We start from the raw sequence: 12,918 nt of genomic DNA, 5'->3' as shown, positions 1-12,918 counted from the left end.
TCGTGTCGGTGACGATTGAGCTGCGTTCTATAGTTCTGACCGCTCTGCTCACGCAGTTTTTTTAGCCATAAGTCTCAACTAATAAATCAAAAGCGTAACAGCTTATCTAATTGCATATGTAAAGAGTTTCTCAGATCTAAACTCTCGGTTTGTTAATTCTTTTTACTAAAATTTTTAAATTTAAAAACTTACGTAAGCTATTTAATAAACATTAAAACTGTATGCAATCTTTAACCTTTACCGACATGACACTAGCTGTTGCCGAAAATGATTTTGATAATTTATACACGCTAGAGCAGTTAATCTCAGCAGCTGATGGGTGGAAAGTTGTTTATATGATAAACGAAAAATACTTGATTGAAGACATCATAGCCTACGCATTAATCAAAAACGGTTTTTATTACGAATTAATCCCCATTACTCTTGGAGAAGTACATCTGCCTCAGTCTTTATCAGAGTACGTCTTGAAAGATGGCTATGTTGGTATGATCACGCCTGAGAACGAGTTAGTCGTCAATGAACATACCGTAGAAGATCGTGAGAATCTAGACTTTGAAGCTATTAAAGAAGCTTTGACAAACAACAGATTTCCCTTAGATTAATTTAGGTTTAAGTTTTCATTAACGCCCGCAGGTCATCTCTCTTTCCCTAACGCCTGCTAAAAGATGCTTCTCCCTCCAAGCTTGAGGAGTTGTTCCTTGATATTGACGGAACTGGCGGAAGAAATAACAAGTATTTTGATATCCAACTGCTACAGCAATTTCTTCTACTAATTGATTTGTACTGCGGAGTAAGAAAAGCGCTTGAGCCATACGACGTTCAATAATCCAGCGGTTTACTGTACGTCCCGTTTCTTGCTTAATTTTATTCGTTAAGTAAGCTGGTGAATAGCCTACTGCCTTAGCTACATCGCACAAAGTAATTCCCTGATTGTAGTTGGCTTCAATAAACTTAAATACTTCACTAAACTCTGGAATATTTGGCAACAGAAAATCAGCCTCGCAGTCAGAAACCGTAGAGGCTACAGTCGCTTCGGGGAGGTGATAATCACAGCTGTAACATTTTTGCAGTATATTATATCTGTTCAGTCGAACCCAAACCGCTTCCAGTAACTCTTCTACAGTAGAAGGCTTAGTAAGATAATCATCAGCTCCTAGCGACATTCCCTGGCGGAGATCGGCTTTTCCTGTCATAGCAGTAATAAAAATAAAAGGAATAGTTGTAGTCGTAGTATCTTGGCGTAGCCTTCTCAAAACCTCGTAGCCGTTAAGTTTGGGCATCAAAACGTCGCAAAGCACCAAATTAGGAAGATGCTGTCGTGCTAGTTCAATGCCAGTTAAACCATCTTCAGCCCCAAGAGTTTGAAACCCCTCAGCTTCTAAACAGTCCCGAAACAGATCGCGGGTAAGTGCCTCATTTTCAATGACCAGAATTTTTGACATGAGTTCGCTTTTTACTTTGAGAAAATATAAGATAAAGTAAGTTTTGTCTAACTAAAATAATTACGGAGCGGACGCGCAGCGACCTTATTTTACTTAATAAAATATTTTTAAAAACTAGAGGTAGTTTGTTTCCCAGAGGTTAGCTTATCTAAAAAATGATCGTAACTTGAGATAAGACAAACCAATTAAATCAATCAAATCAATCAAATTCATCAAATTAACTGTTTAATATTCTCTTATTGATACTATTGTTTAATAGATGGATTAAAAACCTCCTCCTTTAGGAGGATTCTTAGTTAGTTGGTTTTCCTAAAAAATACCGTCTCTTCGGCACATATGTTTTTTTGCCAATTATAATTTTTGAGAGCTATGTACGGTAGCGCACAGATCTGCGCCTAATATAGATTAATACTTAAGCTGATCCGCTTAAATTACTCGAGCCAAATTTTGAAGTAATAAAATTTGTTAAAAAGCTCTATTTTATGTTTAATTTACTATTAGGTTGTTTAAATAGCCGTGGGTGAAATCAGACTAGTCAAAAGATACCTATACTTTCTTGAGATCGATAATGCCTGAATCTCCAAAGCTTTCAGACAAAGACCCGTTTTTTTGTATAGAAGCGCACATTAACAATCTTCATCAAGAAATTTCTCAATTAAAAAAGACAGAAGCTCAACTGGCAAAAACTTTGTCTCTAGTACGTGGAACCCTCGAGTCTGCTGCCTACGGTATTATTGCCGTTAGTCATGAGGGAGAAATTCTTAGCCACAATCAAAAATTCTTGGAGATGTGGAAAATTCCCGACTCGCTAACTTTATCGAAAGACTCTGAGGAATGTCAAAACTTTTTTGCTCGCCAGCTTAAAAACCCAGAAGTTTTTTGCCGTTCTGTTTGGAAGATTTCCAGAGAATCTGAGACCGAAGCCTATGACATTCTAGAGCTAAAAGAAGGTAGAGTGTTCGCGCAATATTCTAAGCCCCAGCGATTAGACGACAAAATCATTGGCAGAGTCTGGAGTATCTGGGATATTACCGAACTTAAACAGCGAACCGAGTCAGAACTAGAGAACACCCAAGGTAAGATAGAGACAGTCCAGACAACACAAGAAGCTCAGCAGTTCAGCCAACTGCGATCGCTTTTCGTTTCTATGCTTTGTCATCAATTCCGCTCCTTATTAAATATTATTTCCTTCTCTAATAGCTTATTAAAACAGTCTAAAAACAAATGGATTAGTAACACAAAATTACCGTCGTATTTTAATAATATTCAAACGGCAGTCGAACAAATTAACGTGCTGCTAGATGAGTTGACGTTTTTTGGCAAGTCGGAAGTCGGACAAATTGACTTTAAGCCAGAACCAATGGAGCTAGATGAGTTTTGCTGCTCTTTAATAGCACAAATGAAGCCGTTGAGCGACTGTAAACAGCAAACTATTGAATTTTCTAGTCGTCATAATTGCCAGACTACTTGCATCGATAAAAATATATTGCATCATGTTCTTACCAACTTGCTATCAAATGCGATCAAGTATTCTCTAAACGGCAGCAAGATTGAGTTTGAAGTTTTAGGCGAAAAAGAACAAGTAATTATTGAGATTAAGGATAAGGGAATTGGTATTTTAGAAGTAGACCAGCCACAAATATTTGAGCCATTTTTTCGAGGATCCAACGTCGATAGTTTACCTGGTAATGGTTTAGGTCTATCAATAGTTAAAAATTTAGTGGAGATCCACGGCGGTAAAATTGAGGTAGAAAGTAAAGTTGGGATAGGTACTAAGTTTTCACTTACTTTGGCAGTTGTGCCGATACTGTCAGAGCAAACGCACTCTAAATGATAATAAAAAAGCAGTTAGCGGGACTTAAACAAAAATTAAGCTCAATCAACTACAATCTAATGTGCAGGATATAAAACTTTATTGTGTCCATTATTGTTGTTGATAACCTGAGTAAAATCTATCCTGTGGCAATCAAGCAGCCAGGATTAAAAGGTACTTTGACTCACTTTTTTCGCCGTAGCTATCGAGAAATTAAAGCGGTGCAAGATGTCTCTTTTAAAATTCAGCCAGGAGAAGTAGTCGGGTTTTTAGGTGGGAATGGTGCGGGGAAAACAACTACCCTGAAAATGCTGACGGGTTTGATTCATCCTTCAGCAGGAGAAGTTAAGGTAGCAGATTATGTTCCTTTCCGTCGCCAACCACAGTTTTTACACAAAATGAGCTTAGTCATGGGGCAAAAGCAACAGCTACTGTGGGATTTACCTGCTTTAGATTCCCTGCGAATTAATGCTGCTGTTTATAATATTCCCGATCGCGTTTTTAAACAGCGTTTGGGAGAATTAGCCACTATGTTAGATGTGTCCGATAAGCTACACCAACCAGTGCGTAAGCTATCTTTGGGGGAAAGAATGAAGGCAGAGTTATTAGCAGCACTGCTGCATCACCCTCAAGTATTGTTTCTCGATGAGCCGACTTTGGGTTTAGATGTTAATGCCCAAGTAGCAGTTAGGGAATTTCTGCAACAGTACAATCAACGTTATGGAGCGACAATCTTACTGACTAGTCACTACATGGCAGATATTACCGCATTATGCGATCGCGTTTTATTAATTCATCAAGGACAATTAATTTACGATGGTTTATTAGATGATTTACTCGACCGTTTTGCTCCCTATCGCCAAGTTAAAGTAGAGTTGGCTCAGGCTCTGTCACCAGATGTACTAGCTGATTTTGGTGAGGTGGAGTCAATTCAAGGACAAGAAGTTCGCTTGCTCGTACCCAGAGAAAAGTTAACTGCAACCATCTCGCGTATTTTGGCACAGTTGCAGGTACAAGATTTAAACGTCAGCGATCCACCTGTTGAAGAAATTGTTGGTCGGTTGTTTCAAACAGGCAAAGCGGATTAAGTAGGTAGGTCAACACGAGCGTGGAATAAGCTCTCTAACCGAGAGCATTTCCGCTCGTCAAATTAATTAGAAGATAGCCTGGTAGGGAATTAGGGAACTAGGGAATTAGGGAGAGATAAGAAATAACCACTAAAATCTATCTTTTTTTTGGTTTTATATTTAATTCCACCTAGCTAGTTAGTTAGTCGATTCTAATTAATTTTCACTTCTTAAAAGCTAAAAGCTGATAGCTAAAAGCTAAAAGCTTAAAAACTAATGAATTTAAACGAAGCTCATTCACAACGCATGAACAAATGGGATTTTGAATCGCCACCAGAATCGGCATTAGGCGATCGCGAAGTAGCCTTAGAATCAACTCATTTACAATCTAAGCGCATTGCTTTATTGGTAACGGGTAGTATTGCAGCGATGAAAGCTCCTCTAATTGCCCGTACTCTTCGTCGTCAGGGTGCAGATGTGGTGGCGTTTGTTTCCCCTGAAGCTTTGCGCTATACCACTATTGATGCTTTGGAGTGGAGTACTGTTAATCCTGTGATTACCAAGCTCACGGCAAATGCCGAACATTTGAGCGATGACAATCCCTTTGCTGCTTATTTAGTTGCCCCTGCCACATATAACACTATGAACAAGATGGCTTTGGGTATTGCCGATGGGGTAATTACTTCTAGTTTAGGTTCAGCGATTGGCAGAATGGAGCGGGGTAAAACCCAAATTCTAATTGCGCCAACGATGCATGGTAGTCTGCATAATTCAATTCTGACGGAATCTCTGCACAAGTTAGATCGCTTGGGAATTAAAATCATTCCGCCACAAGTCGCTTATGGCAAGAACAATCTCCCCGATGAAAAAGCGATCGCCTTTGCCGTCTGTCGCGCAGTTAGCCAATCTTCTCTTAAGGATATCCCCATTTTGGTTACAGGAGGCCCTACCCCTGTTCCTATCGATCATATCCGTCGTCTAACTAATCGCTTCACAGGGAAATTAGGAGCTTGTATTGCTGAAGAATTATATTTGCGGGGGGCAAAAGTAAAATTAATTCATGGACAGGGTAGTTATTCTCCTCCTGAGTATCTTCCGCACAAAATAGTTACTACCTACGATGAGTATTTAACTGAAGTCATGACAGAGTTACAAACTAATTATCGTTATGGCATCTTTTCCGCTGCGGTAGCTGATTACCAACCTACTCAAGTATTCCCTGGCAAAATTCCTAGTGGTGAATTGTCTAAAATTGATTTAATCCCAACCACCAAAGTAATTAGGGAAGTAAGAGCTAAGTTTCCTAGCTTAGGCATGATTACGTTTAAATACCAAGAAAATATCTCCCATGAAGAGTCGATCGATATTGCGAAAAGTAGATTACAACAGGGTTATCAAATGGTGGTAGCCAATCGAGGGGAAGAACATCAAGCTACAGGCGCACAGGTAGCTTATCTAGTAACCAAAGAGCGATCGCCACAAAAAGTAGTAGGTAAAGTAGAAATTGCTAAAGCGATCGCCGATTATCTAGAAGCGACTTGCGATTAACTTTAGTAAGGGAGAACCGCTGTTTGCCCCTACAATTAATTCTCAACTAAAAACTGAAACGATCGCGATTATTTGGGCATTCTAGAATTACATTTCAACCACTATAAATATGCGATTATTGACTAGACTACTTGGACTAGGGTTATTATTACTAGGAATTTATTTTCTCGGCAAAAATATTTACTTTACAAATAATCTTTCTCCCTATTGGTGGAGGGGAGTTGCAGCAGATACTTCTATCCTATTTTTAACTATAGGCGTGCTGATGTTTTTTATCTTGCCTCGAAGCAATAAAGAATTTGCTGTGATTGCGATCGCCATTGGCATCATCGCGGTTTTTCTTAGTAGTCGAGCCATTTTACAACCTACAAGTCTTTGGCAGTTTGTGATTTCTCTGGCTAGTTTTACAGGAGGATATCAATTATTTACTACAGGCAGACTAAATCTTTAATCAGTCAGGATTAGATATTTTAAGATAAATATTTATGAGCCAAAAGCTAATATTAATTGGTGGCGGTCATGCTCATGCGATCGCCTTAAGAAAATGGGGTTTAAATCCTCTACCAGACGTTGATTTAACTTTAATTAGTGATGTCGAAAAAACACCCTATTCGGGGATGCTGCCTGGTCATGTGGCGGGGTTTTATAACTACAATGAGACGCATATCGACTTGCCTAGTTTGGCTCAGTTTGCGGGGGCGAAATTCATTTGCGATCGCGCTATTGGCATCGATCCAGATCACAACCAGATAATTTGTACATCTCGGCAGCTAACGTTTGATTATTTATCTTTAGATATTGGCAGTATTCCTCAAACCCTCACTGTTCCTGGGGCAAAAGAATATGTTATCCCCGCTAAACCCGTTCCAGTTTTTCTTGATGCTTGGTATAAGTTAAAGCAGTTGGCAGCAGCTAATCCAGAACAACCCCTATCAATTGCGATCGTCGGCGGTGGTGCAGGAGGTGTAGAGTTAGCTTTAAATATGCAAACCTGTTTAAGAGCAATTTTAAAAGGCAAGAGTACTCCAGAAATTCATTTAATCCATCGCGGTAAACAGTTATTATCTGGACACAATGACTGGGTAAGTAAGAAGCTAACCAGAATTATTCAGCAACGAGGTATTAAATTATATTTACAGCAAGACGTGAGCGAAGTTTTAGCAGATCAAATTATTTGCCAGTCAGGATTAAAAATTGCAGCAAGTAATATTTTTTGGGTAACTCAAGCTACTGCACCAAGCTGGATTAAAGAGTCTCATTTAAAAACCGATGCTCACGGCTTTATCTTAGTTGCCGACACTCTCCAGTCGATTTCTCATCCGCACATATTTGCTGCGGGAGATATAGCCACCATGGTTAACTATCAACGTCCCAAAGCAGGAGTTTTTGCGGTGCGCCAAGGACAGCCATTATTTAACAACTGGCAGAATATTCTGACTAAAAAACCGCTACAGAGCTATATACCCCAGGATAAATATTTGGCTTTGATCGGTACGGGTGACCAAAAGGCGATCGCATCTTGGGACTCTTTAGGCTGGCGTTCTGCTCTTTTCTGGCGACTTAAAGATTACATCGATCGCAAGTTTATGAACCAGTTTACCGATCTGTAGGGGCGATTCGCAAGTAGGGGCGAACGGCCGTTCGCCCCTACAGATTCAAATATACAACGACTGAATCCATTGCCATTGTTCGGCTAATCCTTCCATGAGAGAAACTTGGGGTATATAACCTAAAATCTTCTGAGCTTTAGTAATATCGGCGCTAGTATGACGGGCATCACCCACAGCATTCTCTAAATAATTTCTGCCAATGGGTAGTCCCATTACTTGTTCCATCATGTCTAATAGCTCAATCAGATTTACCCGACTACCGCCACCAATATTAAACACTTCACCAATAGCCTCTGGTATTTTCCCCGCAGCTAAGTTAGCAGCTACAATATCCCTGACAAATGTATAGTCTCTAGTCTGTTGTCCATCACCAAAAATGTTGATTGATTTGCGAGCAATTGCTGCCTTAAAAAACTTGTGAAAAGCCATGTCTGGTCGTTGTCTTGGGCCATAGACGGTAAAGTAACGTAAAGCAGTAACAGGAACATCAAAGTTTTGCTGATATAGCCAACATAAACGCTCTCCTGCAAGTTTCGTAATGCCGTAGGGAGAAACGGGTAAAGGACATAGAGTTTCGGGAGTAGGCATCGTCACTGCATTGCCATAAATCGATGAACTAGAAGCATAGACAATTCTGCTTAAAGATTTAACCTGCTTGGCTGCTTCTAAGATCACCTGAGTTGCATTAATATTTCTCTCTGTATAGTTTCTAAATCCTTCCCCCCAGCTAGCTCTAACTCCTGCTTGAGCTGCCTGATGATAAACAACATCGACCCCTGCTAATAATTCTCGCCAGTCTAATTCTTGAATATCTGCTTTGATAAATTTAAAGTTGGCATACTGCTTGAGATTGACCAAATTGTTATGTTTGAGTTGCGGATCGTAATAATCGTTAAATTGATCGACCCCGATAACTTCTGCTCCTTGCTGTAAAAGAGTTTCGGCTAAATGTGAGCCAATAAATCCGGCAACGCCCGTAACAATATGGGTATTCATAAAGATTTGCGAATAATTATGTACGATATCAGTTAGATCTATAACAGGATAACCGTACTGAGAGATTTTGTAGCATGATTTAACTTAAGTTACGAGCCAACTAATGATAGTTGCTTGAGCTAAAAAATGTAGACTAGATCAGAAGTGAAATTTGGATCTCAGGTTAGCGCCACAGAATTTAGATAATCAGCGATAATTATATAGTCTTACCTGTCTATTCTCTTGCCCAACACAGATCTTTAAAAACATTTATTAAAAATATGGATATTAATATTACCAGCGATCTCCACGTTATTGAAACTAGACCCTTGTTAAGCCCTGCATTTATTAAAAGTGAATTACCCATCGCCCCCAAAGTTGCTCAACTGGTAGCTCAAACTCGCGATCGCATTCGCCAGATCCTTGAAGGTGAAGACAAGAGAGTGCTGGTAGTGGTTGGGCCCTGTTCAATTCACGACGTGGCAGCAGCCCATGAGTATGGAGAAAAACTAGCTCAGTTGCGATCGCAGTTGCGAGATCAGCTAGAAATTGTCATGCGAGTCTACTTTGAAAAGCCTAGAACTAATGTGGGCTGGAAAGGTTTGATTAACGATCCCGATCTAGATAATAGCTACGACATTAACAACGGTTTGAGAACTGCCAGAAAGCTACTGTTAGACCTAGCTAGTAATGGTTTACCCGCAGCGACAGAATTACTCGATCCGATTACTCCCCAATATATTGCCGACCTAATTTGCTGGACAGCGATCGGTGCAAGGACTACCGAAAGCCAAATTCATCGTCAGATGGCTTCTGGTTTATCAATGCCCGTAGGCTATAAAAATGGGACTGACGGCAGCTTTACCGCAGCGATTAACGCCATGCTCACCGCTAAAATTCCGCACCATTTTTTAGGTATTAATCAAGATGGATTAGCCAGTATTGTCAGAACTACTGGTAACCCCGATGGACATCTCGTTTTGCGAGGTGGCGCAGCTAAACCAAACTATGAAGCGGCTGATATTGAAGCAGCAGTTACAGCTTTGAAAAAGAAAACAATGAACTCTCGCATTATGATTGATTGCAGTCATGGTAATAGTCGCAAGGATTACCGCCAACAAGTTAATGTGTTAGATAGCATTAATCAACAAATTGAAGCTGGCTCGGAGCATATTGCGGGAGTAATGATTGAAAGCCACTTGATCGAGGGAAATCAATCCATTCCTGAAAATGGCAAACCTTCTGTCTATGGTCAGAGTATCACCGATGCTTGCGTTAATTGGGAGACAACTAAAACCATGATGCATAATTTGGCAAATGCTGTAGCTAAAGGCAGATCCCAAGTTAAGCAAAGTGTAGCTTCAATAGCAGGCTCGTAAGGGAGAATACCATTCACCCTGTCAAATTTATGATGACCACCGAATTAACTGAATCAGAACAAGACCAGCTAATTGAAAGCGCAACCCAAGCCATCAAAAGTGCCTATGCTCCCTATTCTGGGTTTAAAGTAGGCGCAGCGGTGTTAACTTCCACCAGAGAAATCTTTACAGGTTGTAATGTGGAAAATGCTTCCTATGGTTTGAGTATGTGTGCCGAAAGAAATGCGATCGCCAATGCCATAATTGGTAGCGGTCACGATACAATAACCATAAAAGCGATCGCTGTAGCTAATAGTCATAATGTTTCCTGTTCTCCTTGTGGTGCTTGTCGTCAAGTGATCTGGGAATTTGGACAAAATGCTCAAGTTATTTTTCGCGCAAATCAGGGATGGCAAACTTCAACTATTAAAGATTTGTTGCCAGTAGGATTCTCTTTATAAATAAAGTTCCTTAAACTAATCTTTTAGCTATATCCTAGAACAGCTCAACCAACAAATTAAGTCTTTCCATGAAGTCATATCTCGCCGCCGCTGTGCAAATGACCAGCAAACCCGACCTGACCAAAAACTTGGTCGAAGCAGAAGAATTAATCGAATTAGCCGTCCGTCGGGGAGCAGAATTGGTCAGTCTACCTGAGAATTTTGCTTTTTTGGGTCAGGAAATGGATAAAGTTGCTCAAGCAAAGGAAATTGCGCACAAAACCGAACAGTTTCTCAAAAAAATGGCGCAGCGATTTCAAATTACAATTTTAGGTGGTGGCTTTCCTGTACCCGTAGGCGATAATCCACAAAAGGCTTACAACACGGCATCTTTAGTTACTCCCGATGGTCAACAGGTAGCCATCTATCAAAAAGTCCATCTCTTTGATGTCAATGTTCCTGATGGTAACACTTATCAAGAATCTAGTACTGTGATGGCGGGAACTGAAATTCCTACTATTTATGAATCAGAACAGCTGGGTAAATTAGGTCTATCTATCTGTTATGACGTGCGTTTCCCAGAGTTTTATCGTTATCTTTCTCGTCAGGGAGCAGATATTTTGTTTATTCCTGCTGCCTTTACTGCCTTTACTGGCAAAGATCATTGGCAAGTACTGTTGCAGGCAAGAGCGATCGAAAACACCTGTTATGTAATTGCTCCCGCTCAAACAGGCAACCACTACGAACGTCGCTATACTCATGGACACGCCATGATTGTCGATCCTTGGGGAGTAATTCTTGCTGATGCAGGAAACGCACCTGGAGTAGCAGTAGCAGAGATTAATCCGCAACGTTTACAGCAGGTGCGCCAACAGATGCCATCCTTACAGCATCGAGTATTTGTTTAAATTAAGATTAAATTAATAGCTATTGGCAATCACTAGGAGCAACTTGTATTTTGGCAATCAAGTTATGAGTCTTGTCGTAATAATTAAAATTGAGTGAGACACCGTTGTCGGGAAAAATTTGTGTAGCAGGAGTAGTACAAACAGTCTTGGTTATAGTTGAACGAATATTGTTGGCAAATAGTGAGCTATCAATATTGGCAGTCGAATAGTTGATTAGAGTGTAATTATAACTTAGGGTTTTTCCTGGCCCAGCAGAGGAAGAATCCCACTGAGTATCTGCATCAACCATCATTGGTAGACTACTATTCATCATTTTGGCAGTCATTTGCAGAAAATCTTCTGTACCAATCATTTCAAACATATTATCTTGTTCGGCTTTGACGGACGACGGTGAGACAATAGTAACGATGGCTGTTAATAAAGCAATGCCCCACCATGACTTGACCTTGATTTTAGAAGTAAGCATCTTAATCTGTGATTATTAATGATTATTAAATAGTGATTATCTGTATTTTATTTGTAATAAAACAGTGATGCCTTTAGAGTGATTACCATTAAGGTGTGATCTCAATCTTGAATATGCTTAAAATAAATTGAGTTGCGAGTTCTAGTTTTTTACTAACATGAAATTTTCCAATCTACTAGAGCTACTGTTACTTGCTGCGGTGTGGGGTGCTTCTTTTTTATTTATGAGAATTGCTGCACCTGTTTTAGGCCCAGTATTATTAATTGAATTAAGGGTAGTGTTAGCTGGTATAACCTTATTGTTAGTGGCAACTCGCTTTAATCTGATCGGCGAAATCCGCAAGAATTTAATTCCGTTATTGGTAATCGGCTGTATCAATACAGCAATTCCTTTTTTATTATTTGCTTTTGCTGCTTTGTATCTTCCTGCGGGGTTTTCTTCCCTACTGAATGCCATGACACCCTTATTTGGGACGTTAATTACAGGCTTGTGGTTGAGAGAAAAATTAACTTTGAGTCAGTTTATCGGTTTGATCGTCGGTTTTGCGGGGGTAACAATACTTGTCGGCTGGACTGAACTTCCTGTAACCAATAGTTTTATCTGGGCTGTCGTAGCGGGATTAAGCGCAGCTTTTTTATACGCCGTGGGTGCATCTTACGCCCAAAAAAAATTATCAGGAGTCAATTCTATAGTCGTGGCAACAGGAAGTTTATTGAGCGCAACTATATGTTTGTTGCCAATTACGCCGTGGTTTTTACCTGATGCATTTCCTTCTATGACAGTAATTTGGATGACGATCGCCCTAGGATTATTTTCCACTGCTTTGGCATACGTGATGTATTTTCATTTGCTAAGTAATGTTGGCGTAAGCAAATCCTTAACCGTGGCTTATTTAGTTCCCCTGTTTGCCATGTTTTGGGGGACGCTCATCTTAGATGAACCCATTACTCAATCGATGGTTCTCGGCTGTGGTTTAATTTTATCGGGTACAGCGATCGCCATTTATCAATAGACGCTTGCTGTGAATTAGCTTCGCATATAGCTCTAAGCTTGTCGATCGAGCGATCGCTAAATTTTTCATTAATTGCTTGCTACTAGTTGTTACATTGTTGTTATATCAAGTATGGATAATGACTTTAAATAGAGTGATTCCCCAAGTCCCCAAGTCCCCAAGTCCCCAAGTCCCCAAGTCCCCAAGTCCCCAAGTCCCCAAGTCCCTAAGTCCCTAAATTAAAATATTTAACTGTTCATCCGAACCTGATATTAGGCACAAACCAAGTTAAATTAAGCA

At 40.0% G+C, this 12,918-nt stretch carries 13 protein-coding genes; 10 read left to right on the top strand and 3 right to left on the bottom strand.

The features are described 5' to 3' along the window. Positions 1-221: 221 nt before the first annotated feature. Entirely contained in the window at positions 222-602 is a 381-nt protein-coding gene (locus KME09_08630) for a hypothetical protein (GenBank protein MBW4533992.1), read from the top strand. Between the two features lie 18 nt (positions 603-620). On the opposite strand, the gene KME09_08625 is transcribed toward KME09_08630, so the two are convergent. Beyond that, positions 621-1,163 (bottom strand): DNA-binding response regulator, encoded by a 543-nt coding sequence (locus tag KME09_08625; GenBank protein ID MBW4533991.1) that lies wholly within the window; start codon positions 1,161-1,163, stop codon positions 621-623. Positions 1,164-2,010: 847 nt separating this feature from the next. Between KME09_08625 and KME09_08620 the strand changes: the two genes are divergently transcribed. The 5 genes from KME09_08620 to KME09_08600 all read left to right on the top strand — a co-directional run bounded on the left by KME09_08620 (position 2,011) and on the right by KME09_08600 (position 7,480). Beyond that, positions 2,011-3,276, top strand: coding sequence for a PAS domain-containing sensor histidine kinase (locus KME09_08620; GenBank protein MBW4533990.1), 1,266 nt, complete (start codon positions 2,011-2,013; stop codon positions 3,274-3,276). Between the two features lie 83 nt (positions 3,277-3,359). After that, the gene (locus KME09_08615) at positions 3,360-4,343 is read left to right on the top strand and encodes an ATP-binding cassette domain-containing protein (protein MBW4533989.1); all 984 of its coding nucleotides are present in this window, start codon (positions 3,360-3,362) and stop codon (positions 4,341-4,343) included. A 285-nt stretch (positions 4,344-4,628) separates the two neighbouring features. Further along, entirely contained in the window at positions 4,629-5,870 is a 1,242-nt protein-coding gene (gene coaBC / locus KME09_08610; GenBank protein MBW4533988.1) for a bifunctional phosphopantothenoylcysteine decarboxylase/phosphopantothenate--cysteine ligase CoaBC, read from the top strand. Positions 5,871-5,979: 109 nt separating this feature from the next. Further along, on the top strand, positions 5,980-6,321 hold the full coding sequence (locus tag KME09_08605; protein MBW4533987.1) for a hypothetical protein: 342 nt from the start codon (positions 5,980-5,982) through the stop codon (positions 6,319-6,321). Between the two features lie 34 nt (positions 6,322-6,355). Further along, a complete protein-coding gene (locus KME09_08600) occupies positions 6,356-7,480 on the top strand; it encodes an FAD-dependent oxidoreductase (protein ID MBW4533986.1) in 1,125 nt (374 codons plus the stop codon). 45 nt (positions 7,481-7,525) lie between these two features. Here KME09_08600 and KME09_08595 read toward each other — a convergent pair whose 3' ends face one another. Continuing rightward, positions 7,526-8,476, bottom strand: a complete 951-nt coding sequence (locus KME09_08595) for an NAD-dependent epimerase/dehydratase family protein (protein ID MBW4533985.1) — start codon at positions 8,474-8,476, stop codon at positions 7,526-7,528. 260 nt (positions 8,477-8,736) lie between these two features. Between KME09_08595 and KME09_08590 the strand changes: the two genes are divergently transcribed. The 3 genes from KME09_08590 (at position 8,737) to KME09_08580 (ending at position 11,161) form a co-directional block, all read left to right on the top strand. Continuing rightward, positions 8,737-9,834 carry a 3-deoxy-7-phosphoheptulonate synthase gene (locus tag KME09_08590; GenBank protein ID MBW4533984.1) on the top strand — a complete coding sequence of 366 codons (1,098 nt, stop codon included), beginning with the start codon at positions 8,737-8,739 and terminating at the stop codon, positions 9,832-9,834. A gap of 29 nt (positions 9,835-9,863) precedes the next feature. Further along, positions 9,864-10,274, top strand: a complete 411-nt coding sequence (cdd, locus tag KME09_08585) for a cytidine deaminase (GenBank protein ID MBW4533983.1) — start codon at positions 9,864-9,866, stop codon at positions 10,272-10,274. A gap of 68 nt (positions 10,275-10,342) precedes the next feature. Beyond that, positions 10,343-11,161, top strand: a complete 819-nt coding sequence (locus KME09_08580; protein MBW4533982.1) for a carbon-nitrogen hydrolase family protein — start codon at positions 10,343-10,345, stop codon at positions 11,159-11,161. Between the two features lie 19 nt (positions 11,162-11,180). On the opposite strand, the gene KME09_08575 is transcribed toward KME09_08580, so the two are convergent. Then, positions 11,181-11,627 carry a hypothetical protein gene (locus tag KME09_08575; protein ID MBW4533981.1) on the bottom strand — a complete coding sequence of 149 codons (447 nt, stop codon included), beginning with the start codon at positions 11,625-11,627 and terminating at the stop codon, positions 11,181-11,183. Positions 11,628-11,784: 157 nt separating this feature from the next. On the opposite strand from KME09_08575, the gene KME09_08570 reads away from it, so the two are divergent. Next, a complete protein-coding gene (locus tag KME09_08570; protein MBW4533980.1) occupies positions 11,785-12,639 on the top strand; it encodes a DMT family transporter in 855 nt (284 codons plus the stop codon). The last annotated feature ends 279 nt before the right edge of the window (positions 12,640-12,918 follow it).

It is taken from the genome of Pleurocapsa minor HA4230-MV1, from assembly GCA_019359095.1.
In the GTDB taxonomy this organism is placed as follows: Bacteria; Cyanobacteriota; Cyanobacteriia; order Cyanobacteriales; family Xenococcaceae; genus Waterburya; species Waterburya minor.
Note: the sequence above shows the minus strand (reverse complement) of the source record. Positions and strands in the feature narration are given on the sequence as shown.